The 22,029-nt window shown below is 70.0% G+C and carries 30 protein-coding genes; 13 read left to right on the top strand and 17 right to left on the bottom strand.

Annotated elements, in window-relative coordinates:
- The 3 genes from murJ to MKL20_RS17700 form a co-directional block, all read left to right on the top strand.
- A partial coding sequence (murJ, locus tag MKL20_RS17710) for a murein biosynthesis integral membrane protein MurJ (RefSeq protein WP_244037765.1) occupies positions 1 to 1,244 on the top strand: 1,244 nt, incomplete at its 5' end.
- An 80-nt stretch (positions 1,245 to 1,324) separates the two neighbouring features.
- Positions 1,325 to 1,996 (top strand): haloacid dehalogenase type II, encoded by a 672-nt coding sequence (locus tag MKL20_RS17705; protein ID WP_243963786.1) that lies wholly within the window; start codon positions 1,325 to 1,327, stop codon positions 1,994 to 1,996.
- Between the two features lie 77 nt (positions 1,997 to 2,073).
- Positions 2,074 to 2,430, top strand: a complete 357-nt coding sequence (locus tag MKL20_RS17700; RefSeq protein ID WP_243963787.1) for a hypothetical protein — start codon at positions 2,074 to 2,076, stop codon at positions 2,428 to 2,430.
- Positions 2,431 to 2,484: 54 nt separating this feature from the next.
- Here MKL20_RS17700 and MKL20_RS17695 read toward each other — a convergent pair whose 3' ends face one another.
- Positions 2,485 to 4,242, bottom strand: a complete 1,758-nt coding sequence (locus tag MKL20_RS17695; RefSeq protein WP_244037764.1) for a carbamoyltransferase — start codon at positions 4,240 to 4,242, stop codon at positions 2,485 to 2,487.
- Positions 4,243 to 4,288: 46 nt separating this feature from the next.
- Entirely contained in the window at positions 4,289 to 5,494 is a 1,206-nt protein-coding gene (gene nhaA, locus MKL20_RS17690) for a Na+/H+ antiporter NhaA (RefSeq protein ID WP_244037763.1), read from the bottom strand.
- Between the two features lie 111 nt (positions 5,495 to 5,605).
- Here nhaA and MKL20_RS17685 point away from each other — a divergent pair, with 111 nt between their 5' ends.
- Complete coding sequence (locus MKL20_RS17685) at positions 5,606 to 5,917, top strand: hypothetical protein (RefSeq protein ID WP_244037762.1); 312 nt, start codon at positions 5,606 to 5,608, stop codon at positions 5,915 to 5,917.
- Between the two features lie 308 nt (positions 5,918 to 6,225).
- On the opposite strand, the gene tlpA is transcribed toward MKL20_RS17685, so the two are convergent.
- The gene (gene tlpA / locus MKL20_RS17680; protein WP_244037761.1) at positions 6,226 to 6,867 is read right to left on the bottom strand and encodes a thiol:disulfide interchange protein TlpA; all 642 of its coding nucleotides are present in this window, start codon (positions 6,865 to 6,867) and stop codon (positions 6,226 to 6,228) included.
- Positions 6,868 to 6,909: 42 nt separating this feature from the next.
- Between tlpA and argH the strand changes: the two genes are divergently transcribed.
- The gene (argH, locus tag MKL20_RS17675) at positions 6,910 to 8,289 is read left to right on the top strand and encodes an argininosuccinate lyase (protein WP_244037760.1); all 1,380 of its coding nucleotides are present in this window, start codon (positions 6,910 to 6,912) and stop codon (positions 8,287 to 8,289) included.
- A 170-nt stretch (positions 8,290 to 8,459) separates the two neighbouring features.
- Here the strand turns inward: argH and MKL20_RS17670 are convergent, their stop codons facing one another.
- Positions 8,460 to 8,687: a hypothetical protein gene (locus MKL20_RS17670; RefSeq protein WP_244037759.1), complete on the bottom strand. Its 228-nt coding sequence runs from the start codon at positions 8,685 to 8,687 to the stop codon at positions 8,460 to 8,462.
- A 178-nt stretch (positions 8,688 to 8,865) separates the two neighbouring features.
- Positions 8,866 to 9,759 carry a hypothetical protein gene (locus MKL20_RS17665; protein WP_244037758.1) on the bottom strand — a complete coding sequence of 298 codons (894 nt, stop codon included), beginning with the start codon at positions 9,757 to 9,759 and terminating at the stop codon, positions 8,866 to 8,868.
- Positions 9,760 to 10,138: 379 nt separating this feature from the next.
- Here MKL20_RS17665 and MKL20_RS17660 point away from each other — a divergent pair, with 379 nt between their 5' ends.
- The 3 genes from MKL20_RS17660 (at position 10,139) to MKL20_RS17650 (ending at position 11,969) form a co-directional block, all read left to right on the top strand.
- On the top strand, positions 10,139 to 10,630 hold the full coding sequence (locus MKL20_RS17660; protein ID WP_243963797.1) for an AAA family ATPase: 492 nt from the start codon (positions 10,139 to 10,141) through the stop codon (positions 10,628 to 10,630).
- A 210-nt stretch (positions 10,631 to 10,840) separates the two neighbouring features.
- Positions 10,841 to 11,125, top strand: a complete 285-nt coding sequence (locus MKL20_RS17655) for a hypothetical protein (protein ID WP_244037757.1) — start codon at positions 10,841 to 10,843, stop codon at positions 11,123 to 11,125.
- 124 nt (positions 11,126 to 11,249) lie between these two features.
- On the top strand, positions 11,250 to 11,969 hold the full coding sequence (locus MKL20_RS17650; protein WP_244037756.1) for an invasion associated locus b family protein: 720 nt from the start codon (positions 11,250 to 11,252) through the stop codon (positions 11,967 to 11,969).
- Between the two features lie 7 nt (positions 11,970 to 11,976).
- Here the strand turns inward: MKL20_RS17650 and MKL20_RS17645 are convergent, their stop codons facing one another.
- Entirely contained in the window at positions 11,977 to 12,315 is a 339-nt protein-coding gene (locus MKL20_RS17645; RefSeq protein WP_244037755.1) for a hypothetical protein, read from the bottom strand.
- A gap of 565 nt (positions 12,316 to 12,880) precedes the next feature.
- Complete coding sequence (locus MKL20_RS17640; protein WP_244037754.1) at positions 12,881 to 13,558, bottom strand: HAD family hydrolase; 678 nt, start codon at positions 13,556 to 13,558, stop codon at positions 12,881 to 12,883.
- Between the two features lie 151 nt (positions 13,559 to 13,709).
- On the opposite strand from MKL20_RS17640, the gene MKL20_RS17635 reads away from it, so the two are divergent.
- Both MKL20_RS17635 and MKL20_RS17630 read left to right on the top strand, forming a co-directional pair.
- Positions 13,710 to 14,030, top strand: coding sequence for a PetM family of cytochrome b6f complex subunit 7 (locus MKL20_RS17635; RefSeq protein WP_244037753.1), 321 nt, complete (start codon positions 13,710 to 13,712; stop codon positions 14,028 to 14,030).
- A 78-nt stretch (positions 14,031 to 14,108) separates the two neighbouring features.
- Positions 14,109 to 14,360 (top strand): hypothetical protein, encoded by a 252-nt coding sequence (locus MKL20_RS17630; RefSeq protein ID WP_409568163.1) that lies wholly within the window; start codon positions 14,109 to 14,111, stop codon positions 14,358 to 14,360.
- A gap of 4 nt (positions 14,361 to 14,364) precedes the next feature.
- Here MKL20_RS17630 and MKL20_RS17625 read toward each other — a convergent pair whose 3' ends face one another.
- The 3 genes from MKL20_RS17625 to mepA are packed head-to-tail and all read right to left on the bottom strand — an operon-like array spanning position 14,365 to position 15,877.
- Entirely contained in the window at positions 14,365 to 14,526 is a 162-nt protein-coding gene (locus tag MKL20_RS17625) for a hypothetical protein (RefSeq protein WP_243946053.1), read from the bottom strand.
- Between the two features lie 39 nt (positions 14,527 to 14,565).
- Entirely contained in the window at positions 14,566 to 14,922 is a 357-nt protein-coding gene (locus MKL20_RS17620) for a hypothetical protein (protein WP_244037752.1), read from the bottom strand.
- Between the two features lie 19 nt (positions 14,923 to 14,941).
- On the bottom strand, positions 14,942 to 15,877 hold the full coding sequence (gene mepA, locus MKL20_RS17615) for a penicillin-insensitive murein endopeptidase (protein ID WP_244037751.1): 936 nt from the start codon (positions 15,875 to 15,877) through the stop codon (positions 14,942 to 14,944).
- A 118-nt stretch (positions 15,878 to 15,995) separates the two neighbouring features.
- On the opposite strand from mepA, the gene MKL20_RS17610 reads away from it, so the two are divergent.
- On the top strand, positions 15,996 to 16,379 hold the full coding sequence (locus MKL20_RS17610) for a PRC-barrel domain-containing protein (RefSeq protein WP_243963810.1): 384 nt from the start codon (positions 15,996 to 15,998) through the stop codon (positions 16,377 to 16,379).
- Between the two features lie 15 nt (positions 16,380 to 16,394).
- Here MKL20_RS17610 and MKL20_RS17605 read toward each other — a convergent pair whose 3' ends face one another.
- The 4 genes from MKL20_RS17605 to fumC form a co-directional block, all read right to left on the bottom strand.
- The gene (locus MKL20_RS17605) at positions 16,395 to 17,012 is read right to left on the bottom strand and encodes a ParB-like protein (protein WP_243963811.1); all 618 of its coding nucleotides are present in this window, start codon (positions 17,010 to 17,012) and stop codon (positions 16,395 to 16,397) included.
- A 72-nt stretch (positions 17,013 to 17,084) separates the two neighbouring features.
- Entirely contained in the window at positions 17,085 to 17,315 is a 231-nt protein-coding gene (locus tag MKL20_RS17600) for a ribbon-helix-helix domain-containing protein (RefSeq protein WP_244037750.1), read from the bottom strand.
- Between the two features lie 10 nt (positions 17,316 to 17,325).
- Entirely contained in the window at positions 17,326 to 17,532 is a 207-nt protein-coding gene (locus MKL20_RS17595; RefSeq protein WP_244037749.1) for a DUF4169 family protein, read from the bottom strand.
- Positions 17,533 to 17,640: 108 nt separating this feature from the next.
- Entirely contained in the window at positions 17,641 to 19,056 is a 1,416-nt protein-coding gene (gene fumC / locus MKL20_RS17590) for a class II fumarate hydratase (RefSeq protein ID WP_244037748.1), read from the bottom strand.
- Between the two features lie 122 nt (positions 19,057 to 19,178).
- Here fumC and MKL20_RS17585 point away from each other — a divergent pair, with 122 nt between their 5' ends.
- Both MKL20_RS17585 and MKL20_RS17580 read left to right on the top strand, forming a co-directional pair.
- Positions 19,179 to 20,567 (top strand): cytochrome P450, encoded by a 1,389-nt coding sequence (locus MKL20_RS17585; RefSeq protein WP_244037747.1) that lies wholly within the window; start codon positions 19,179 to 19,181, stop codon positions 20,565 to 20,567.
- A 61-nt stretch (positions 20,568 to 20,628) separates the two neighbouring features.
- A complete protein-coding gene (locus tag MKL20_RS17580) occupies positions 20,629 to 20,886 on the top strand; it encodes a hypothetical protein (RefSeq protein ID WP_244037746.1) in 258 nt (85 codons plus the stop codon).
- Between the two features lie 76 nt (positions 20,887 to 20,962).
- On the opposite strand, the gene MKL20_RS33000 is transcribed toward MKL20_RS17580, so the two are convergent.
- Genes MKL20_RS33000 through MKL20_RS17570 form a run of 3 tightly spaced genes read right to left on the bottom strand, consistent with a single transcriptional unit; the run spans position 20,963 to position 22,023 of the window.
- Positions 20,963 to 21,097, bottom strand: coding sequence for a hypothetical protein (locus tag MKL20_RS33000; RefSeq protein ID WP_279594824.1), 135 nt, complete (start codon positions 21,095 to 21,097; stop codon positions 20,963 to 20,965).
- A 4-nt stretch (positions 21,098 to 21,101) separates the two neighbouring features.
- On the bottom strand, positions 21,102 to 21,362 hold the full coding sequence (locus MKL20_RS17575) for a hypothetical protein (protein ID WP_244037745.1): 261 nt from the start codon (positions 21,360 to 21,362) through the stop codon (positions 21,102 to 21,104).
- A gap of 31 nt (positions 21,363 to 21,393) precedes the next feature.
- Complete coding sequence (locus MKL20_RS17570; protein ID WP_244037744.1) at positions 21,394 to 22,023, bottom strand: SspB family protein; 630 nt, start codon at positions 22,021 to 22,023, stop codon at positions 21,394 to 21,396.
- Between the last annotated feature and the right edge of the window lie 6 nt (positions 22,024 to 22,029).

Below are 22,029 nucleotides of genomic sequence, written 5' to 3'. Positions count from 1 at the left end.
TGCTGCTGAACCTCGCCCTGCCGGCGATGCCCTGGGTGGTCCACGCCCTGGCGCCGGGCTTTGCCGAGGATGGCGAGCGCTTCCAGCTCGCGGTGGCGCTGACCCGGATCACCTTCCCGTACCTGCTGTTCATGACCCTGGTGACGCTGCTGTCGGGCATCCTCAACGCCCACCGGCACTTCGCCGTGGCGGCAGGCGCCCCGGTGCTGCTCAACCTCGCGATGCTGGCGGCCCTGTCGCTGAGCTTCCTGTTCCCCAACGCCGCCTACGCGGCCGCCTGGGGCGTCGCGGTCTCGGGGGTGCTGCAATTCGGCCTGCTGTGGTGGGGCTGCCGCCGGGCCCGGGTGATGCCGGACCTCGCCGTGCCGCGCCCCGACCCGGCGCTGAAGCGGTTCTTCGTCGTGCTCGGGCCCGCGGTGATCGGGGCGGCCGGGTTCCAGATCGCCACCTTCGCCGACACGATCATCGCCAGCTGGCTGCCCACCGGGGCGGTCTCGGCCCTGTACTATGCCGACCGGCTCTACCAGCTGCCGTTCGGGGTGATCGCCATCGCGGCCGGCACCGTGCTCCTGCCGGAGATGAGCCGGCGGCTCGCCTCCGGCGACGTCGCCGGCGCGCATGCGGCGCAGAACCGGGCGGCGGGGTTCTCTCTGGCCCTGTCGGCGCCGTTCACGGTGGCGTTCCTGACCATCCCGGGCCTGATCATGGCGGCCCTGTTCCAGCGCGGCGCCTTCAGCGCCGAGGATGCGTCCCGGGCCGCCTCGGTGCTGGCCGCCTACGGGCTCGCCCTGCCGGCCGTGGTGCTGGTGCGCAGTGCGGTCGCGAGCTTCTACGCCCGGCAGGACACCAAGACCCCGCTTTGGGCGTCGCTGACGGCGATTCTCGTCAACGTCGCGCTGAAGCTCTGGCTCACCGGACCCTATGGCGTCACTGGCCTGGCGCTGGCGACGGCGGTCAGCCAGTGGGTGAACCTGCTGATCCTCGTCGTCCTGGCCAAGCGCTGCGGCTGGACGGCGCCGGGCCGCACCTTGGGCCTCACGGTGCTGGGCGTCGGACTCGCCTGCCTCGCCCTGGCGGGCGTGGCCATCTACGGCCAGGGCCTCGCCGAGGCGCTGGTACCGGCCCTGTCGCACGGGCGCGAGATCGCCGTGCTGGCAGTGCTGGGGCTGGCCGGAGCGGCGATCTATGGCGGCCTGCTGGCCGGCCTGCTGCACCTGTTCGGCCTGCGTCTGCGCCGGGCCTGAGAGAGCCCGTCCCATCGAGCCGGGCTCGCCGCCGCGCCTGCGAGTCCCACATCGTCCCCGAGCGCCCAGTGAGGAACGCCATGACCAAGGACCTGCTCGCAGGCGTGAAGGCCGTCGTGTTCGACGCCTACGGCACGCTGTTCGACGTGAACGCCGCGGTCCAGCGCTACGCCGAGCTGGTCGGGCCGGATGCCGACCACCTCTCCGAAGTCTGGCGCAACAAGCAGCTGGAATACAGCTGGACCCTGTCGCTGATGGGCCGCTACGCCGCCTTCTGGGACCTCACCGTGCGCGCCCTCGATCACGCCCTGGCGCTGCATCCGGGCGTGGATCCCGGCCTGCGTGAGAAGCTGCTCGACGCCTATCGCGACCTCGACGCCTACCCGGAGGTGCCGAATGTGCTGGCGGTGCTGCAGAAGCGGGGCTTGCGCACGGCGGTGCTGACCAACGGCAACGCCGCCATGGTCGACCGCGCCGTGGCCTCGGCGGGCCTCGCCGACCATCTCGACGCGGTGCTCTCGGTGGACGACGCGCAGGTGTTCAAGACCCACCCCGACGCCTACCGGACCGCGCTCACCCGGCTCGCGGTCGGGGAGGCGGACGTGCTGTTCTGCTCCTCGAATCGCTGGGACGTGGCCGGCGCCTGCGCCTTCGGGTTCCGGACCGCCTGGGTGAACCGCAGGGGGCTGCCGGACGAATACGCCGACCTCGCCCCCACAAGCGTGATCGGTTCGCTCGACGGGTTGCTCTGAACCCGCGCCATCGCAAAGCGCCGCTTCGGAGATTTTTAATCGTCCCGGTGTTGGATCATCCTCAACACGAACGGGAGATGTTGCGCGTGTCCACGAACGGTTCCTTCACGACGATCCGCGCCGGGGCCGCCGCCCTCGCCGCGACCCTGGTGCTCGGGGCCGTCGCCCCGGCCACCGCCCGCGACCAGACCGGTGCGATCGTCGGCGGCCTTGCGGCCGGCGTGGTCGGCGGCGTGGTCGGGAGCGCCCTGATCAACGGCGCCAACCAGCCGCCGCCCCCGCCGCCGGAGTATCGCCCGCGCCGCGTCCTGGTCGAGGAGCCCGAGACCGTGGTGGTGCGCGAGCGCCGCGGCCCGATCTGCCACTACGAGCGCCGCAAGGAGTGGCTCGGCGACGGCGAGTTCACCTACCGTCGCGTCGAAGTCTGCGAGTAATTTTTTTTACGATCGTCTCGTCGGCGCCGCGTCCCCCCGGGGGCGCGGCGTTCGTCATTTCACCACCAGCCAATCCTCGACCACGAGGGCGTCGAGGCCGGTGGTGTAGAACATCAGGATTGCGTCCTCCGCGCTGTGGAGGATCGGCTTGCCCATCACGTTGAAGCTGGTGTTGAGCAGGATCGGCACCCCGGTGATGTCCGCGAAGGCGGCGATCAGGGCCGCGAAGGCCGGGTTGCGCTCGGGCGTGACGCTCTGGAGCCGGCCGGTACCGTCCTGGTGGACCACCGCCGGCACCTTGCCGCGCACTTCCGCACGCCAGACGAGCGTGCGCTCCATATATGGGCTGTCGGCGTAAGCCTCGAACCAGTCCGGTCCCGCCTCGGCCAGGATCGCGGGCGCGAACGGTCGGAACGCCTCGCGGTACTTCACCTTGGCGTTGAGCGCGTCCTTGGCGCCCTGCGGCCGCGGATCGGCCAGGATCGAGCGGTTGCCGAGCGCCCGGGGACCGAACTCGGCCCTTCCCTGCACCCAGCCGACCAACCCGCCCGCGGCCAGGATTTTTGCCGCAGCCCGGGTCGCCTCTGCATGTCCGACGCAATTGGCCCGCGGCTCCTGCTCGGCCAGCCGCTCCATGGCGGCCGTCGAAACCCGAGAGCCGAGATAGGGGGTCAGCGGACGCAGCGCGGGGGGCGGGCCGGCCCAGCCCGGATTGTCCTCCGCGTAGGCGAGCCAGGCGGCGCCGACCGCGTTGCCGTCGTCGGCCGGCGCCGAGGGCACGTGCAGCCGGGTGAACCCGGAGCGGCCGAGCACCCGGCCGTTATAGGAGGAGTTGAGCCCGCACCCGCCGGCGATCACGAGGTTGTCGGAGGGGCCGAGGGCGGCAGCCTCCGCCACCAGCACATCCATCAAAGTCCCAAAAAAATCCTGGCCGCAGCGGGCGAGGTCGGCCCAGCCGGTGTCCAGGGCGTCCGCCGGGCGGTGCGCCTGGATCTCGGCGGCGACCGCCTGGATCGTCGCGGCCTCGGCGAAGCGCAGCCGTCCGGCCTCGATGGTGCAGAGCCGGGCCAGGAGGGCGGCCAGCTCCGGATCGGGGCGTCCGTAGGGGGCGAGCCCCATGATCTTCCATTCCTCGCCCTTTATCTGGTCGAAGCCGGCGAGATCGGTGATCAGCCCGTACAGGAAGCCGAGCGAGCCGCGCCCGCGGTGGCGACGCAGCTCCGTGATCCGGCCGCCCTCCAGCCGGTAGAGCGCCGCCGCGCCGGTCTCGCCCATGCCGTCCACCACCAGGGCGGTGGCCGCGTCGAAGGGGCTGCCCCAGAGCCCGTAGGCGGCGTGGCAGAGATGGTGCGGGTAGCGCCGCTGCGCCGCGACGGTCGCGCGCGGCGCCGCGCCGGTGGCCCGGCCCTCCTGGAGGAGCGCCAGCAGCGTGCCGTGGCCGGCCCGAGCCTGGGCGGCGTGCAGGTCGGCGATGAACACCCGCTCCGCCTGCTCGGGTACGAATGAGCGGTTGAGTGCCGTTGTGTGGGCGGCCAGCGCCATCAGGTCGAAGGTGCCGGCCTCCGCCTGCCCGCGCAGGAAATCGGTGAATTGCGGCCCCCAGGACGAGGCGACGACGAGCTCCGAGCCGGGCGGCACGTAGGTCTGCAGCAGCGCGGTCACCTGGGCCGGGTTGTCCGGCTCGCAATTCGGGGCACGCTTGACCTGGAGGAACCGCTCCGCGGCCTCGGCGAACAGCAGGGTGCCGTCCGGCCCGACGAGGGCGAGCGCCGGGTCGTGGAAGGTGGTGGCGAGGCCGAGATAGAAGCGCATGGAGAGGCAGGTAGCGCATTTTCCTGCGCGACGGAGCCCGACGGGGCTACCGGATTGCCCCGGGGCGCGGCGCCAGCAGGAGAATCGCCGCCCCCGCGAGCCCCGACAGGGCCGAGCCCGCGAGCACGCCGAGCTTCACTGCCGTCTCGTGCTGCGGGTCCGCGAAGGCAAGACCGCCGATGAACAGGCTCATGGTGAAGCCGATCCCGCACAGAACCGCGACGCCGTAGACCTGCCCCCAGCCGGCCCCGGCCGGACGCTGCGCCCATCCGAGCGCGACGGCGAGCCGTAGGCTGGCGAAGACGCCGGCCTGCTTACCCAGGAACAACCCCGCGGCGATGCCGAGGGTCACCGGCTGGAGCAGGGCGTCGGGCGTCAGGCCGGTCAGGGCGACGCCGGCATTGGCGAAGCCGAAGACCGGGACCACCAGATAGGTGATCCAGGGCGCCAGCCCGTGCTCCAGCCGATGCAGCGGCGAATCCACGTCTTCCGGCCGGCCGGGGCTGACCCGGATCGGGATGGTGAAGGCCAGCAGCACCCCCGCCACCGTGGCGTGGATCCCGGAGCGCAGTACCAGCACCCACAGGACCAGACCGAGCAGGAGATAGGCCGACAGCCAGGTCACGCCCGCCCGGTTGAGGCCGTAGAGGCCAGCGAGCACCAGGGCGGCCAGTCCCAGCATCCCGACATCAAGGCCGGAGCCGTAGAACAGCGCGATCACCACCACGGCGCCGAGATCGTCGACGATGGCCACGGCGCTCAGGAAGATTTTTAGGGAGACCGGCACCCGCTTGCCGAGCAGCGCCAGGACGCCGAGGGCGAAAGCGATGTCGGTGGCCGCCGGGATCGCCCAGCCGCGCAGGGTCCCGGCGCCGAGATTGGCCGCCGCGTAGACCAGGGCCGGCACCGCCATGCCGCCGAACGCCGCGATGCCCGGCAGCACCCGGTCCGGCCAGGTCCGCAGCCGCCCGTCCAGGGCTTCGCGCTTGATCTCCAACCCGACCAGCAGGAAGAACCCGGCCATCAGGCCGTCGTTGATCCAGTGCTGCACGCTCATCGGCCCGAGCGGTGCGTGGAGCCCGTGCGCGTAGGCCTCGGCGAAGGGTCCGTTGGCGACCACGAGGGCCAGCGCCGCCGCGGCCATCAGGATCAGCCCGCCCGCCGCCTCGCTCGCGAGCATCGTGCGGATGGCCGAGAGGGGGCGCCGGCCCCGGTCCTGCGGGGCGCGGCCGGGAGTCGAAGGCGGCTTCATCGCGGGCAGGCTTGGCGTGGTTTGGGGGCGGCGGCAAGGGGCGGGGAGCCATCTGTCCGCGTATGTCGCCTTGCGCTATCCTGCCGGCATTCGAGAGTCGGAGGTGCAGGGATGGCTGTACCGAAAACCACATCCGCGCAACCGAAGCGGGCGCCGCGACCGGCCGCACGAATCCAGGCCGCCGTGCTGGAGGAAGCGCGGCGAGCGGGGCTGCTCGACGGAGACACGTCCGAGCATGTGAGCTTCCGTGTGCCGCCCGCCCTGGTGGACGCTGCCAAGCGCGAGGCGGGCATCACGTCGACGACCGAGCTCGGCATGGTCGCCCTGGCGCTCCTGGCGCAATCCGATCCGGTCGCGGATTTCCTCGGCCGCACGGCGGGACGGCTCGGACCGGACCACGATCTCGATACCGGCTCTTGTTGAAGCCATCACGAGGATCCCGATCTGATCTAGCAATGAGCGCTCGAGAGGCGGCTCTTCTGAGAGGCTGTCTGACTTCGCGATCTCGGTCGGAAGACGGTCCCGAGCGACGGATCTCCCAATCTTTCCCCTCATCCTGAGGTGCCGGAGCGCAGCGGAGGCCTCGAAGGAGCCCTCCAGAACCCGCGCGATCCCTGGAGGGCTCCTTCGAGGCCGAACGATCTTCGATCGCCCGGCGCCTCAGGATGAGGGCGAGGGTCGGATAAACCGGTCAAAGAGGCTCTGTAGGGTGCAACTGAGGCGCCGTCCCCTCACGACACCTTTCCTATAACCGCGCGGATCAACCCCAACCCGTCCGGGCTCGACCAGGCGGCGGGGCCTTTCATCACCCCGATCGTGCAGCCCTGCGGGTCGATCAGCAGCGTGGTCGGCAGGCCGGGGGATTGGGTGTCCCGCTGGATCGCCGGGAGAACGCGCCCACCCGGATCGGCGTAGAAGGCGAGGGCGTGGATGCCGGCCTGCTTCAACCAGTCCGGCGGCTTGTCGAGGTTGCGGGTGTCGACATTGATCGCCACGACGGCGAAATCCGGCCCGCCGAGTTCCGCCTGAAGGCGGTCGAGCGCCGGCATCTCGGCCTTGCAGGGCGCGCACCAGGTCGCCCAGAGATTGACCAGCAGCAGCCGGCCCTTGAGGTCGGAGAGCCCGGTCTCGGCGCCGTCCGGCCCCTTGAACCGGATCTCCGGCGCGGGCCGCGCCTGCTTCAGCGCCTGCATGCCCGCGACCTCGCCCTTGGCGGCGGCGTCGAGCCGGGCCAGCGCCGGGGTGGCACCCGCGCAGGGCTGGGACGCCGCACCCGTGTTGCCGGGCAGGAGACCGCTCCCGTATAGGGCGGTTCCGAGGACGGCGAGCGCGGCGAGGCCAGCGCCGGCCATCAGAGTGGTGCGGCCGGGCATCAGGCTTGCCTGCCGGGACGTTCAGGGCGCGGAAGGATCGACATGAGCAACCGGATGTGGGGCGGCCGCTTTGCCAGCGGCCCGGCGGAGATCATGGAGGAGATCAACGCCTCCATCGGATTCGACAAGCGCCTCGCGCCCCAGGATATCCGCGGCTCGCTGGCGCATGTGGCGATGCTCGGCGCGGCCGGCATCCTTCCGGCAGAGGATGTGGCCGCGATCGAGGCCGGGCTCAAGTCCGTGCGCGACGAGATCGAGGCCGGGCGCTTCGTGTTCAAGCGCGAGCTCGAGGACATCCACATGTCCGTGGAGAGCCGGCTTACCGAGATCGTCGGGCCGGCGGCCGGGCGCCTGCACACGGCGCGCTCGCGCAACGACCAGGTCGCCACCGACATGAAGCTGTGGGTGCGCGACACCCTCGACTCCCTCGACCAGCAGGCCGCCGACCTGCAGCGCGCCTTGGCCGAGACCGCGCTGAAGCATGCCGGCACGGTGATGCCGGGCTTCACCCATCTCCAGTCGGCCCAGCCGGTCACCTTCGGCCACCATTGCCTGGCCTATGTCGAGATGCTGGCCCGGGACCGCGGCCGGTTCCGCGACGCGCGGGCGCGCCTCAACGAATGCCCGCTCGGCGCGGCGGCGCTGGCCGGCACCTCCTTCCCGATCGACCGGCACGCCACTGCGGCGGCCCTGGGCTTCGATCGGCCGACCGCGAATTCCCTCGATTCGGTCGCCGACCGCGACTTCGCCCTGGAATCGCTCGCCGCCGCCTCGATCTGCGCCGTGCATCTCTCGCGCTTCGCCGAGGAGCTGGTGGTCTGGACCTCGGCGCAGTTCAACTTCGTCAAGCTGTCGGACGGCTACACCACCGGCTCGTCGATCATGCCGCAGAAGCGCAACCCCGACGCGGCCGAGCTGGTGCGGGCCAAGTCCGGCCGGATCATCGGCGCGCTGACCGGCCTGCTGGTGGTGATGAAGGGGCTGCCGCTCGCCTATTCCAAGGACATGCAGGAGGACAAGGAGGGCACGTTCGACGCCCTCCAGGCGCTGTCCCTGTGCCTGGCCGCCATGACCGGCATGGTGAAGGACCTGGAACCCAACGCCGACGTGCTCGCCCGGGCCGCCGGCTCCGGCTACGCCACCGCCACCGACCTCGCCGACTGGCTGGTGCGCGAGCTCGGCCTGCCGTTCCGCCAGGCCCACCACGTCACCGGACGGCTGGTCGGCGCCGCCTCGGCCAAGGGCGTCGGGCTGGAAGCGCTGTCGCTGTCCGAGATGCAGGAAGCCGAGCCGCGCATCACCGACGCGGTCTACGCCGTGCTCGGCGTCGCGAACTCGGTGGCCAGCCGCACCAGCTACGGCGGCACCGCGCCGGACAACGTTCGGGCACAGGCGCAGAGCTGGATCGAGCGGCTCGGCTGACGGCGCAGTTGCGGCGGACAATCCTGGTTTCAAAAGGTCTTCGACCTTTTGCGGGTCCAGGGCGGAGCCCTGGCTCCTCTTAGGCTCCGCCGCCAAATCCCACTGGCGCATCGTCCTGAATACCGGAATCAAGACGGCGCGCTGGGCCTTTGATTTTGCAGCCTCTTTTTCTAGGTCTGCGTCGAACGCAGCGAGGCCTGAAATTTCAGGTGCGCCTGCGACGGCCGGCTATCGATCACCTTTTTGGTTTGCGCGTCGCGGTCCAGTTTGGCTTCGACGACCTTGGTCTCGGTCGCCTGCCGGCTGGTCTTGTCGGGCGCGTTGGCTTTATTCGCGTGGCTCGCACTGGACGCGTGATGCGCGGGGGAATGGGCCGTCGTCGCACTGATCTTGTCCACGATACAATACCCTGAAGTTTCCTAAGATCTCGATTGTGCATCATCCCGGAAGTCGGACACGACCTTTCGGAATGATGCTCTAAGTCCTTGATGGGATGCGCGCGCCGACACCGAACAGGAACCCGCTTCGGCGGCAAACGCTCTGGCACCGCCGAACTGATTCGCCTTGCGACGCCCATCAGGCCCGGACGCGGCTTGGCGCGGTCGGCCGGGTGACCAGCGTGGCGAGGCCGGTCTGGAGGGCCGATCTGGTCTCGATCACCGGACTGGTGGCGTCCGGCAAGACCGGCTGGCCGTGCAGGACCCGCTCCATCGCCCGCTTCGACGCCGCGGCCTCGTCCAGCAGCCTGCGCACGTCCGCCTCGAAGGTGTCGTCGCCCTGACCGCCCGATCCTTGCCGGAGCCGGGTGCCGGGATAGGCCTCGTCCTCCGGCAAGGATCGGGGCTGCTCAGCGTCATCGGTGGTCGGATGCGGTGACGCCGCGCTCGGATCGTCCGCCGCCGCATGACTCTGTGCTGCCACCGCGTCCGGATCGTCCGCGGGCGCGCTCGATGGGGCCTGTGGCGTCTCCGAGCTGGCCGCGTCCTGTCCAGGGGCTGCACCCATATCGATCGCCGCCGTCACCTCGGCGAGGCTGGCCGCCGTGAAGCCTGGCTCACCGCCTGCGGCGGCGTAGTCCCGGGCGATATCGGCAATCTCCCGGGCCACCTTGGCCAGGTCCTGGGCGATGAGCGCTGCCGCCTTCCTGTCACCGGAGACCACGGCCGCGAGGGCTTCGGCCTTGAGCCGCCGGAGCTTCCGCTCGGCTTCCTGGAGCGCGAAGGCTGCGACGTCCCGCTGGCTGGTCCGCGCCGAGGCCAGGGTGATCAGCACGCTGCTGATCTGGGACAGCTTGGCGTAACCCAGCCGGTCCGGTGGCGCCAACCGCGCATCCTCATCCGGCTCCGCGCCGGCCTTGCCCTCTTGTGCCGTCCCGTGCGCGTCGGCCGCGATCTCCGGGCTCGCGGGCTTGTGCGCGGCCGGACGCTGAGGCCCCTCAATCGCCGCCACCCGGTTCACAGATCCAACCATGGCCACCTGCCGCGCGGAACTGTCGAGCGCCGACGGACTCAGGTGATGTCGGCAAGAAATACATACGCTGTGCTAAAGCTTTTCGCAAATTCAACTCTCGGTTTATGATGATGAGCACAGAAGTCTGCCCTCGTCCAGAGCAAATCATTTCGCTCAGCGGGCGGCTTCGATATCTTTCCGCATCGCGCTCCGCCATCATTCCGGGCCGCCTCTAGCCTCGGCGGATGAAAGCTGGCATCGATCCTCCATGACCTTGTTGATTCACCGCGCGGGCGCTGCGATGCGCAGCCGAATTAACGACCCGGCCTGATCCGTCAGGCCGGGTTTGCCCGCCCGTGAACGTTCTGGCGCCCGGTGCGCCGTCCCAAGGTCGAAGCTCATGCCTGCCCAGGAACCGGTGCTGCATCTCGTATGCGGCAAGATCGCTGCCGGAAAATCGACGCTGACCGCCGGCCTCGGCGCCCATCCCGGCACCATCGTGGTGGCCGAGGATCGCTGGCTCGCCCGGCTGTATCCCGACGCACAGACCGGCCTGGCCGATTATGTGCGCCATTCGGCCCGCCTGCGGAGCGTGATGGGTCCGCACGTGGTGGACCTGCTCCGGGCCGGCCTCTCGGTGGTGCTGGATTTCCCCGCCAATACCCTCGCCAGCCGGGCGTGGATGCGCACTCTGTTCGAGGAAGCGGGCGTCGCCCATCGGCTCCACTCTCTCGACGTCTCCGATGACGTCTGCAAAGCGCGCCTGCGGGCGCGGAACGCCTCGGGCACGCACGATTTCACGGTGACGGACGCGGAGTTCGAGCTGTTTACCCAATATTTCGTGGCGCCGACCCCGGAGGAGGGGTTCAACGTGATCCTTCATCGCCCATAGAGGCACCGCCGGCATCGGCCCGTATGGCAACGGATCACGCCATCTGCAGCTTCAGGAATTGTGTCGGTGGTCTCTGCCAGGCACAGTTCCCCACACCCGCCCACAGGCCGAGCTGAAATTTGTGCATCGCAACCATCCGGGGGGGCTGCGCGTTCACCGTCTGGCTAAGTCTGGTCCGTTAGAAGCTCGGCTGTGTGGATCGGAGATCGCATGATGCCTGTCGAGAGTTGGCTGAAGCCGGAAGACGTGCCCGAACTCGCGGCACGGGCGACGGCCATGATCGATGCGGCCCTGACGGGTTCGGGCCTGACCCGGGAGACCTACTGGTCGGCCGTCCGCAAGGGCTACAACACCCCCTATAACGACCCGCCCCGCAAGCGCCCGCTGCCAGCGCAGCCGAACGCGGTCGTGCCCGCCGTGACGGCGCCAGACCCCGTGGCAGCAGTCCCCGCGGCGGTGATCGCGGCCCTGGCCGCCGAGGTGCGGGCGGTCTGAACAGCTGCGCGCTGTTGGCCGCCTTCGAGCTTGGCTGCCATCTTGCCGACTTTTTGCGCGGGCTTCACTCCTCCAGATCCCCGGTCCGGCTCCAGATGGGGCCGCCCGTCGTCAGGAAGTGAAGATGGTCCGCGTCCCCCGCCTGCTCTCGGTCGGAGCCCTCGCCCTGCTCGCATCCGGTCTCGTCACGGGCCTCGTCGGGGCCATGGTCGGCGGAACGGTCCTGTCGGCGACGGTCGCCCAGGCCCAGGATGCGGAGCCGGACGGTTTTTCCGACGCCGCCCCGAGCAAGCGCGGTCGCCGGCCGCGCCGTGAACGGACGCCGCGGGCCGAGAAGAAGGCCGCGACTCCCCCGGGGATGCAGCAGGCGACGCCGGTGGCGATCTTCGGCGACTGGAACGTGTTCGTGAACGGCGATGGCCGCGCCAAGCTCTGCTACGCGATCGCCCAGCCGCAGGCGCGCTCGCCCAAGACCCTGAAGCGGGACACCGCCTACCTGTTCGTGAGCGTGCGCAAGGGCGAGAACGTCCAGAATGAGGTGGCGGTGATGCTGGGCTTCCCGTCGAAGCCCGCCGCCTCGCAGATCAAGCCGGGCTCGGCGGCTGCCCCCACCGACCCGAGCCTCAATCTCGGCACCGGCCGCTACGGCCTGGTCGTGAAGGACGGCAACGCCTGGCTGCAGAACCCCGCCGAGGAGGCCCGGGTCGTTTCCGAGATGAGCGCACGCAACCCGAAGCTCATCATCAAGACCACCTCGCTGCGCGGCAACCCGACCAGCGACGAATATGCGCTCGCCGGGTTCGCGGAGGCGATGAAGCGCACACGGGACGAGTGCGCCAAGTAGAGGCTCTTTAGGCCCGACGCCGGCGCAGCTCGGCGACCGGGTCGCGATGGGCAGCCGAGCGGGCTCGGGCCGCAACCCGCTCGCGGGCGGCGCGGGCCGCCTGCTCGGTATTGCGGAACACGGTACCGTCGAGGCCGTCGAAGTCCCGCGACGACGAGAAGAACCGCACGCCGCGGCCCTCCGGCACGGCGATGCCGGCGGTGACCTCGCCGATCTCGATCACCCGGGGCGGCTCGGCCCGGTCCGCCGCTGTGCGGTCGGAGAGCGTGACGTCGTCGGGCGTGAGGTCTTCGGTGAAGGGGTCGGGACGGTCTGTCGGAGGAAACGCGACATCGAGACTGTGCATGGGACGGAATCCTGCCTTGGCCGGCGCCAGGGCCGTGCCGGAATGCGGGGATAGGTTCTGAGGGTCGGTGCGGCTCGAGCCTCGCCGATCACGTTGATCGTGCGGTCTCTAGGCCCCTGATGTGACGAACGCGCTATGGCCGGGCGGCGTCGCGCTCGCGGCGATCCTGCCTCGGCCCGGTCAGGCTTTGGATCGGATCCAGGGTTTCCACGTGAAAACCGCTTCGCGACCCACGCGGCATCGACAGAGCCGCCGATCGATCGGCACAGCTTGCGCATGACGGAGCGGGTGACGAAAGGAGCCGGTTCGGGTCGACATCCATGTCCTCCGAAGTGAAGGACCACGCGGCGCGGGCGCCGTCGCAGTGCTTTAGCGTTTGATGACGCGGCGCAAGCTACGCTTCTCAAATCACCGCGGCCGAGGAAGCGGGCCAGAAGGTCCGTCCCGTTCGGCGAGGACAAAGATGGGCCCGGGCCGCCGGCCCGTCAACGGAACGGGCTTCCGATTTTCGCGCCCAGCTTGGCAGGAAGCCGGTCCCGGCGGCCCGTCCGGGAGACGCGATGGCTCAAGCCCCGGCGATCACGCCGGCGAGGTCGGAAAAATCCGAGAAGATCCGGCCGGCGCCCGCACGCAGGAGGTCGGCCCCAGCGGGGTCGTGGCCCCAATGGCCGCCGCCGGTGAAGCCGGCGACCCGCATGCCGGCGCTCCTGGCCGCGGTGACGCCGGGCACGCTGTCCTCGATCACCAGGCAGGCTTCCGGCGCAGCGCCCATGCGCTCCGCGGCGAACAGGAACAGGTCGGGGAAGGGCTTGCCCCGGGCGACCTGCGCCGAGGAGAAGACGCGCTCGCCGAACAGCGGCAGCAGCCCGGTCAGGCTCAGGGAGTGGCGCAGCCGCACCGGGTCGCTGCTCGACGCGACGCAGGCCGGCAGGCTCAAAGCCGCGACGGCCTCCGCGACGCCGCGCATCGCGCGCAGCTCGGCATCGAACAGGGCCAGCGTCTCGGCCTTGACCGCCTCGACAAAGCCCGGGGGGGCGGTGACCCCGTAATCGCGCGCGACGTGATCCATGATCGACACCATGGAGGTGCCGGTGAAGCGCGACCGGACGGTGTCGAAGGCGATGGGGACGCCGATCCGGTTGAGGCCGGCGGTGAGGCAGGCGAGGCTCAGGGGCTCGCTGTCGACGAGGACGCCGTCGCAATCGAAGATCACCAGGCCGAGTTTTCGGGCGTGCGCGTCCAAGGTCGATCGTCCTCGACGGCCCCGTGCCGCCGGGCGTTCCTGTCGCATGGGCTCGCCCGGAGCGGCAACAGCTTGCACCCGGCGGCCCGGCCCCATACTCCCGGGGCGGGCGCCTCCCGGGGCGCGCAGACATGGCTCAGAAGACCCCGCGATGTTCCGTTTCCTGGCCCGCGTCCTGGGCTTCCTGCTGATGGCCGGCGGCTTCGTCGCGCTGGTCTATGACGGCGCCCGCTCGATCGCCAACAATGGCTTGCGGGTGACGCCGCTCTCGGACGTGATCGCCACCCTGTTCAAGGACAAGGCCGGCACCCTGCAGGGCAGCCTCGAAGGGGCGGCGCCCTGGCTCTGGCACCTGCTCGGCCTGCCGCTGACCCTCGCCCCGGCCTCGCTGATCGGCCTGGGGCTCGGCGCGGTCCTGCTCTGGCTCGGCCAGCCCAGCCGGGAGCCGATCGGGTTCCTGACGAAGCCCTGACGGGCGGCCAGCTGGGCCTGGGCTGCGGCGAGCTCGTCCTTCAGCCGCGCGACCTCGGCGTTCAGCGCGGAGTGCTCGGTGACGTCGATCTCCGAGGCGCCGACGCAGACCACCGCGCCCGCGGCGTCCCGCACCGGCCCGATATACACGGCCTATGCCGGGGGCCTGCGGGCGCGCGACTTCCCCGACATCACCAACAAGATCGTTCCGTTGGAGACCTTCTCTGCGGAAGGCGGCCACCAGCAATACCCCGCCAAGAATCCGACGGGCTATTGCGGCTTCGGCGGCACCAGGATGCGCTGCCCGGTGGGGACCGGGATCGCGGCCTGATTTTTTAGGGGTTGCCGGCCGGACGCGGCACCGGTGCCGCGGGCGCGGTGACGGCGCCCGCTTCGGGCTGCGGGGTGCTCCTCGGGCTGCGCAGGACGATGAGCACCCCGCCGATGACCGACAGGGCTAGGGCGGTGACGAGGATGAGGAAAAGCCAGCGGGGCATCCGCTGGCCCTAGCACGGCGCGCCCGGTTCGGCGAACGCTCAGCGCGGGACGAATACGCCCGGTACGACCTTCCCGCTCCGGCCGAACAGCTCCTCCGCCCGGGTGCAGCTGGCCGGCACATCCTTCTCGTAGACGGCGAGGTAGGATCGGGCCTGCAACAGCAGGGTATCGCGCTCGAGGTCGGCCGGATCGACGCCCATCGCCTGGACCACGCTCTTGAAGCGGTCGCCGTCGGTCCGGAGCGTTTGGCAATGGACGTTCACGAAACCGGCGAGGCCGGCGAGCTTGGCCGCCTTGAGGGCGTTGGCCGGCGGCTCCGCCGGCGCCTGCCCGAAGGCCGGCGCCGCGATGGCGGCCAGGACGAGCGTCGTCGGCAACAGGCTGCGGATTCGCATGCGCGGATACTCCATCGGGCTACGGCGCCTTCAACACCGCCCGGCAGGCGGAAGGCAGGGCCGCCATGGTCATGGCGGGCTTCGGCTTCGGCGGCACCTTCGGCGGCTTCGGGTGCAGTACCGCGTCGGAGAACCAGTAGCTCAGGTCGTCGCAGCCATCCCCGGCGGCGGGCGCGCCCTGGGGCTGGCAATCGTCCTGGCCGGCCGGGCAGGCGAGCCGGATATGGTAATGGTAATTGTGCCCGTACATCGGGCGCACCTTGGACATCCAGCTCCGGCCCGAGGCCTCCCGGCACAGGGCCTTCTTGATCGCCGCGTTGACGAAGATGCGCTCCACCTCCGGCTGCTCGGCGGTGAGCTTGATCAATTGCAGATGGGTCGGCGTCCAGACCTCCGGGTCGATATCGAGCCGGTCGGGCCGGACCATGTCGGTGGCCGAGGTCTCCTCGCGCTCCGCCCGGCTCATGCGGTGATCAGGCATCGGCGTCAGCCAGATATCGGCGTCGATACCGATCTGGTGCGAGGCGTGACCGGTGATCATCGGGCCGCCGCGGGGCTGGGCCATGTCACCGACGAGCAGGCCCGGCCAGCCGACCCGGGCGGCCTTCTGCGACAGGCGCTCGACGAAATCGATCAGGACCGGCGTGCCCCACATCCGGTTGCGGGACGGGCGCATGACCTGCCAGTTCGGCCCGTCCATCGGCAGCGCCTCGCCCCCGGCGAAGCAGCCCTTGGCGTAGAACCCGTAGATGTGAGCCGGCCCGGAAGAGGCGCGGGTGACCCGGCCGAACAGGGCCTTGGCCGGGGTCGAGGGCGCGTCCGGGTGTTCGAGCGGCGGCAGCGGCTTCGGGTTGACGCTGCCGCGGTCCTGGGCCTGCGCCCCCGCGGCGGACAGGATCAGGGCGGCGAGGGCGAGGCCCGCAACGGGGCTCGGGGTGAGGCGCGGAATCGGCATGCGGGGAGCTGTTCGTCCGTCTGAGGGGGCGGGCGCTAGCCCGGACTGGAACGTGAGGCATCGCCGGGGCGTTTTTCAGGCAGCGCGCGAAACACGACGCACGACCCGGGAGGCGAGCATGGCGGCCAATCCTCAACCCGCACCGCGGCAGCCGCGCAGCCTGATCGCCAGCGATCGGGTGATCGGCACGGATGTCCGCCGGCCGGACGGCGGCAAGGTCGGCCGGATCGAGCGGCTGATGCTCGACAAGGTCTCCGGCCGGGTCGCCTATGCGGTGATGAGTTTTGGCGGTTTTCTGGGGCTCGGCGAGGATTTCTACACGCTGCCGTGGTCGGTGCTGCGGTTCGAGCCGGGGCAGGACGCCTACGTGCTCGACCTCACCGAGGAGCAGCTGCGCGCTGCCCCGGCCCGGACCCCGGAGGGCACCGACCCGGCGCAGGACGGCGCCTGGGAGGAGCAGATCCACCGATATTACGATGCCGCGCCCTATTGGGGGATCTGACCCGGCGTCGGTCCGTCAGCCCTCCGAGGGACCGCACCAGCCCGGCAGATAGCCAGCGTCCTTGGACTTGGCGAGCGCCATCGCCTTCTCCAGCGCGTCGGAAAAGTCGTTCTCGACGCGCTTCTCCTTGACGTTGCGGCGTAAGAAGTCCGCCCACAGGAACTCGCTGAACGGCGTCGTGTCCTTGGCGAAGCCGCCGGCCCGGCGCAGCTCGCCCGCGAGGCTGCGGTACGGGTCGTCGGCGAGGTCGGCGATCGCCTTCGGGATGTCCTTGAAATCCCGCCGCACGCCCTCGGCATCGTAAGAGTAGACCCAGGATTTGTGGTCGCAGACCGTCCAGAACGCATCCTTCTCCAGGTGGTGCAGGTCGGCCACCACCGTGACCAGCACGCTCTCGACGCCCTCTTCCTGAAGTGCCCGGGCGAGATGGTGGTGATCGATCACGTAATGGCGCTTCTTCGGCCCGAGCACGGTCGGGATCATGTGCGCCCCAAGGAACGCCTTCTTCTTCTCGCCGTCATACTGCCGCCAGCGGCGACGCTTCTCGGCGACCTCCCGGTAGCCCACCGTCATCTGCGTCGGGCGCAGCTCGGTGATCGGGATCGGCTTGAGCAGCGGTTCGCGGTTGGCCATTCGGTCGAGTCTCCTGCGTGGTTCTGTCACGCCCTTCCCATAACGGGTCGGAGACGGGAAGGCCGGAGGCGCTCACGTTTCGCGGATCGGCCCGGCGCGCACCGCGTCCAGCACGAACACCCGGATCGCCGAGGACAGGTTCTGGCCGCCGCGCCCGGCATCGATCGCGCCGATCAGCGCCTGGACCGATTGGCCGCGCGCCTCCGCGACCTCCCGGAGCGCCGTCCAGAATGGATCCTCCAGGGACACGCTGGTGCGATGGCCCGCGATCACCACCGAGCGCTTGCTGACGCCCGTGCTCACGATGCGCGCGTCATGATGGGGACGAATCGGAATCCGGCTCGCCGCGCACGAGCCGGTGGCCCTCGTGGCGGTCGATCTCCAGGGCCTTGCGCCGCTGCTGCAGCGTCTTGGCCTTCTTCGGACGCCCGAAGGCGATCCGATTCTCCTCGGCCTTGGCATCCTCGGCCGCGCGGGCCTTGGCCTTGCGGACCTGGCGCAGGTTGATGATCTCGGCCACGGATCGCCTCCCGGCTCACGGTTGGGGGCGGAGCCCCCGAGAGACCAGGGCTCCGCCCTGGACCCGCACAAGGTCCCGGACCTTGTGAATCCGGGACTTGCGCGCAAATCAATCGGCGCTGGGGGCCAGCATCGTCTCCGGCCGGACCACGCGCTCGAACTCCGCCTCGGTGACGTAGCCGAGGCGCAGCGCCTCCTCCTTGAGGGTGGTGCCGTTCTTGTGCGCCGTCTTGGCGATCTCGGCGGCCTTGTCGTAGCCGATCGAGGGGGCGAGCGCGGTCACCAGCATGAGCGAGCGGCTCATCAGGTCGGCGATCTTGTCCTCGTTGGCCTTGATGCCGACCACACAATTGTCGGTGAAGCTCACCGTGGCGTCGGCGAGCAACCGGATCGATTGCAGCACCGCGTTGGCGATCACCGGCTTGAACACGTTCAGCTCGAAATTGCCCTGCGAGCCGGCGAAGCTCACCGTGGTGCCGTTGCCGACCACCTGGGTGCAGACCATGGTCAGCGCCTCGCACTGGGTCGGGTTGACCTTGCCGGGCATGATCGAGGAGCCGGGCTCGTTCTCCGGCAGCGACAGCTCGCCGAGGCCCGAGCGCGGGCCGGAGCCGAGCAGGCGGATGTCCTGGGCGATCTTGAACAGGCCGGCGGCGAGCGCCGAGAGCGCGCCCTGCGTGAACACCAGCGCGTCGTGGGTGGCGAGCGCCTCGAACTTGTTGGCGGCACTGGTGAATTCCAGCCCGGTCAACTCCGCGACCTTGGCGGCGAACTTGTCCGCGAATTCGGGATGCGCGTTGAGGCCGGTGCCGACCGCGGTGCCGCCCTGGGCGAGCGCCAGCACGCCGGGCAGCGTCGCGGCGACGCGCGAGCCGCCGAGCGCCACCTGGGCGGCGTAGCCGGAGAATTCCTGACCGAGCGAGACCGGAGTCGCGTCCTGCAGGTGGGTCCGGCCGATCTTGACGATCGATTCGAACGCCTTGGCCTTGGCGTCGAGCGCCGTGTGCAGATGGGTCAGCGCCGGCATCAGCCGCTCGCTGATCTCCCGGGCCACGGCGATGTGCATCGCGGTCGGGAAGGTGTCGTTGGAGGACTGGCCGCGGTTGACGTGGTCATTCGGGTGGATCGGCGTCTTGCCGCCGCGCTTGCCACCCAGCGCCTCGTTGGCGAGGCTGGCGATCACCTCGTTGGCGTTCATGTTCGACTGCGTGCCGGAGCCGGTCTGCCAGACCACCAGGGGGAATTCCTCGTCGTACTTCCCGGCCACGACCTCGGCGGCGGCAGCCGCGATGGCATCGGCGAGCTTGGGCTCCAGCGCGCCGAGATCCTTGTTCACCAGGGCGGCGGCCTGCTTCACCAGGCCCAGCGCGTGGACCAGCGGGGCCGGCATGCGCTCGGTGCCGATCTTGAAGTTCTGGAGCGACCGCTGGGTCTGCGCCCCCCAATACCGGTGGGCCGGGACCTCGATCGGCCCGAAGGTATCGGACTCGGTGCGGGTGGCGGTTCCGGTCTCGGTGGGCGACATCGTGGCCTCTACGTTTGGTGCAGTGCGGTGCCTACTTAAATGAGGCGCCGGTGAATCGCGATGCCGGTTTTTCCCCGGCGCCGGACAAGAGCGGGGCTCTGTTCCCGCCGGATAAGGAGCCGATGAGCGCGACGATCGATCTGCCCGAGCCCGCGACCCGGTTTCGCCCTCCGGTGCCGCGCCCGCTGCGCGAGCCTCTGGGCCTGTTCGACTTCCTCCGGGCCGCCCGGAAGAACCCGATCACCACCTGGATGGACGTGCACTTCAAGGAGCCGGTGGTGGCCGCCGAGGGCGCCATGGGCCGGATCACCGTGGTCAGCGACCCGGCGCTGATTCGCTATCTCCTGGTCGAGAACGTCGAGGGTTACCGCAAGGACGACCTGCAGCGCCGGGTGCTGGCGCCGGGCCTGGGCAACGGCCTGCTCAGCGCCGAGGGCGACGAGTGGCGGCTCCAGCGCCGGACCCTCGCGCCGATCTTCAACGCCCGCACCGTCCAGGGTTTTTCCGACGCGATGAACGCGGCCGGGGCCAAGCTCGGGCGCCGCCTCGCCCGCCGGGGCGGCAAGCCCGTCGATGTCGCCCTGGAGATGACCCGCGTCACCCTCGACGTGCTAGAGCGGACGATTTTTACCCAGGGCCTGCCCGGCGATCCCGACGCGCTGGGCCGCGCCATCACCCGGTTTCTCGAGGCGGTGGGGCCGATCGACCCGCTCGACGTCTTCGGCGTGCCCGATTTCGTGCCGCGCATCGGCCGCCTGCGAGCGCGGCCGGCCGGACGCTTCTTCGCCGAAGTGGTCGACGAACTCATCGCCCGGCGCAAGGCGGCGATGGAGCGGGGCGAGGCGCCGCGCGACCTGCTGACCCTGCTGCTCGCCGCGCAGGATCCCGAGACCGGCAACGGGCTCTCGGACCTCGCCGTGAAGGCCAACATCGTCACCTTCATCGCGGCCGGGCACGAGACCACGGCCAATTCCCTGACCTGGGCGCTCTACTGCCTGTCGCAGGATCCCTCCGCGCAGGCGCTGGTCGAGGCCGAGGTCGACGCCGCGGGCGAGGGCGATTTCGCCGTCGAGCAACTGCCCTACACGCGGGCGGTGATCGAGGAGGCGATGCGCCTGTTCCCGCCGGTGCCGTTCCTCAGCCGGCAGGCGACGCGGGACGACCGGCTGGGCCGGATCAAGATCCCGCGCGGCTCGCTGGTGATGGTGGCGCCCTGGGTGCTCCACCGCCATCAGACGCTGTGGGAGGACCCGGAGGCGTTCATGCCCGAGCGCTTCCTGCCCGAGAACCGGGACGCGATCCCGCGCTTCGCCTACCTGCCCTTCGGCGCCGGCCCGCGGGTCTGCATCGGCCAGAGTTTTTCCATCCAGGAGGCGGTGATCGTGCTGGCTCACGTGGTCCGGGCGGTGCGCTTCCGGCTGCCGACGGATCATCCGCCGGTCACGCCCCTCCACCGGGTCACGCTCCGGCCGGAGCACGGCTTGCGGATGGAGGCGGAGCTGCGGGGCTGAACAGCTTGACGAGGTCCCTGCCGCTTCGCACTTTGTGGACCGGGTGGAGGGAGATTCCCCGATGTCCGATACCGCAGCGCCTCCCGCGCTCGACTACGCCGAGCAGGTCGCCCGCGTTTTGCGGTCCAACGCGGAGACGGAAAAGTTCGTCGCGGAGCAACGCAAGCTGATCGCGGAGCAATCCAAGCTTCAGACCGAGACCTTGAAGATCGGCCGAGATTGCCTGCTCGCCCCGCTTTCGATCGGCTTCGCCGGCATAGCCGCCGCGGCCGCGTTCTTTGGGGCCGGTGCCGCCTTCGTCAAACTGCTCGGCCCGTGACGACCGTTCAGAAGAAAAGTCGATGCGATAGACGGCCTGCGCGTTTCGAGACGGCTGTCATGTGGGCGAGAGCAGCTTATTTGCTGCGCTGCGCATCGAGCCGGCGCGTCTTGCGATCGTAGAGGCGCGTCGCGATCCAAGCGCCGACGAACATCGACGCCGACAGTCCGAGGGCAATGCCAAGGATCTGGTTTGCGTAGGCCTGGGTCATCCGATCAATCCTCCTGGCGCAGGAATCGGATCACGATCTGAGCCATACTATGTAGGACGACGGCCGCGATCAGCAAAGTCCATCCGCCATCGGCGAGGAGGTCGAGATGCCGTTGCGCAATCGGATTGATGACGGCAATGCCGATGGTCGCGATGGCTGACGAGTTCAGCAGCGTCGCGGCCAGCTTGAGGCCTTCATTGAAGCGTTTCGCGCGATGCTTGCGTTCGCCCGCCGACAGGGTCGGCTGCTCGGACGGTGTGTCCAAGCGCCGACGCTCCTATCGCTGACGACGAGCCTCAGCTCTTCTTCCGGAACGCGTCCAGGCTCACGACCTCGGCGCTGCCCTCCTCGCCGTCCTTCTTGGCGGCGGGGCGAGGGGCTTTCTCGTCCGGCTTGGCGCCGGGCGGTTTGTCACCCTGTGCGGCCGGCGCCGGAAGCACCTTCGGGGCGGCCGAGCCGATCGTGGCGAGCCCGGCCCCCTTGGGCCGAACCTCGCTCGGCTCCGAGCCGGCGCCGCGCGGGCCGCTCTTGGCCGGGGCGGCATTGGCCTCCTCGGGCACTTCGCCGGCCTCGGTGAGATCGAACTTCAGGCCGAACTGCACGGAGGGGTCGAAAAAGCCCGACAGGGCGTCGAACGGCACCAGCAGCCGCTCCGGCACGCCCGAAAAGGACAGGCCGACCTCGAAGGTGTGCTCGTGGACGCTGAGGTCCCAGAACTGGTGCTGCAGGACGATGGTCATGTCCTGCGGGTACTTCTCGCGCAGGGCCTGCGACATCCGCACGCCGGGCGCCTCCGTCCGGAACGAGACGTAGAAGTGATGGTCGCCCATCAGCCCGTCCCGGGCGGCATCGGTCAGCACCTTGCGGACGACGCCGCGGAGGGCGTCCTGCACCAGGAGATCGTAGCGAATCAGGTCGTCTGCCATCTGCGG

The sequence above is a fragment of the Methylobacterium sp. E-066 genome (genome assembly GCF_022829635.1).
In the GTDB taxonomy this organism is placed as follows: Bacteria; Pseudomonadota; Alphaproteobacteria; order Rhizobiales; family Beijerinckiaceae; genus Methylobacterium.
The sequence above is the reverse complement of the archived record's forward strand: the minus strand, read 5'-3'. Positions and strand labels throughout refer to the sequence as shown.

What these genes read in the sequence shown, in the direction of transcription:
- MKL20_RS17705 (WP_243963786.1), top strand. Translation starts at nt 1,325, where the DNA reads ATGACCAAGGACCTGCTCGCAGGCGTGAAGGCCGTCGTGTTCGACGCC.
- MKL20_RS17645 (WP_244037755.1), bottom strand. Translation starts at nt 12,315, where the DNA reads ATGCACAGTCTCGATGTCGCGTTTCCTCCGACAGACCGTCCCGACCCC.
- MKL20_RS17635 (WP_244037753.1), top strand. Translation starts at nt 13,710, where the DNA reads ATGTTCCGTTTCCTGGCCCGCGTCCTGGGCTTCCTGCTGATGGCCGGC.
- MKL20_RS17605 (WP_243963811.1), bottom strand. Translation starts at nt 17,012, where the DNA reads ATGGCCAACCGCGAACCGCTGCTCAAGCCGATCCCGATCACCGAGCTG.
- mepA (WP_244037751.1), bottom strand. Translation starts at nt 15,877, where the DNA reads ATGCCGATTCCGCGCCTCACCCCGAGCCCCGTTGCGGGCCTCGCCCTC.
- fumC (WP_244037748.1), bottom strand. Translation starts at nt 19,056, where the DNA reads ATGTCGCCCACCGAGACCGGAACCGCCACCCGCACCGAGTCCGATACC.
- MKL20_RS17610 (WP_243963810.1), top strand. Translation starts at nt 15,996, where the DNA reads ATGGCGGCCAATCCTCAACCCGCACCGCGGCAGCCGCGCAGCCTGATC.
- MKL20_RS17685 (WP_244037762.1), top strand. Translation starts at nt 5,606, where the DNA reads ATGGCTGTACCGAAAACCACATCCGCGCAACCGAAGCGGGCGCCGCGA.
- MKL20_RS17665 (WP_244037758.1), bottom strand. Translation starts at nt 9,759, where the DNA reads ATGGTTGGATCTGTGAACCGGGTGGCGGCGATTGAGGGGCCTCAGCGT.
- MKL20_RS17700 (WP_243963787.1), top strand. Translation starts at nt 2,074, where the DNA reads ATGTTGCGCGTGTCCACGAACGGTTCCTTCACGACGATCCGCGCCGGG.
- MKL20_RS17650 (WP_244037756.1), top strand. Translation starts at nt 11,250, where the DNA reads ATGGTCCGCGTCCCCCGCCTGCTCTCGGTCGGAGCCCTCGCCCTGCTC.
- MKL20_RS17620 (WP_244037752.1), bottom strand. Translation starts at nt 14,922, where the DNA reads ATGCGAATCCGCAGCCTGTTGCCGACGACGCTCGTCCTGGCCGCCATC.
- MKL20_RS17695 (WP_244037764.1), bottom strand. Translation starts at nt 4,242, where the DNA reads ATGCGCTTCTATCTCGGCCTCGCCACCACCTTCCACGACCCGGCGCTC.
- nhaA (WP_244037763.1), bottom strand. Translation starts at nt 5,494, where the DNA reads ATGAAGCCGCCTTCGACTCCCGGCCGCGCCCCGCAGGACCGGGGCCGG.
- MKL20_RS17625 (WP_243946053.1), bottom strand. Translation starts at nt 14,526, where the DNA reads ATGCCCCGCTGGCTTTTCCTCATCCTCGTCACCGCCCTAGCCCTGTCG.
- MKL20_RS17580 (WP_244037746.1), top strand. Translation starts at nt 20,629, where the DNA reads ATGTCCGATACCGCAGCGCCTCCCGCGCTCGACTACGCCGAGCAGGTC.
- MKL20_RS17585 (WP_244037747.1), top strand. Translation starts at nt 19,179, where the DNA reads ATGAGCGCGACGATCGATCTGCCCGAGCCCGCGACCCGGTTTCGCCCT.
- tlpA (WP_244037761.1), bottom strand. Translation starts at nt 6,867, where the DNA reads ATGCCCGGCCGCACCACTCTGATGGCCGGCGCTGGCCTCGCCGCGCTC.
- MKL20_RS17655 (WP_244037757.1), top strand. Translation starts at nt 10,841, where the DNA reads ATGATGCCTGTCGAGAGTTGGCTGAAGCCGGAAGACGTGCCCGAACTC.
- MKL20_RS33000 (WP_279594824.1), bottom strand. Translation starts at nt 21,097, where the DNA reads ATGACCCAGGCCTACGCAAACCAGATCCTTGGCATTGCCCTCGGACTG.
- MKL20_RS17660 (WP_243963797.1), top strand. Translation starts at nt 10,139, where the DNA reads ATGCCTGCCCAGGAACCGGTGCTGCATCTCGTATGCGGCAAGATCGCT.
- MKL20_RS17570 (WP_244037744.1), bottom strand. Translation starts at nt 22,023, where the DNA reads ATGGCAGACGACCTGATTCGCTACGATCTCCTGGTGCAGGACGCCCTC.
- argH (WP_244037760.1), top strand. Translation starts at nt 6,910, where the DNA reads ATGAGCAACCGGATGTGGGGCGGCCGCTTTGCCAGCGGCCCGGCGGAG.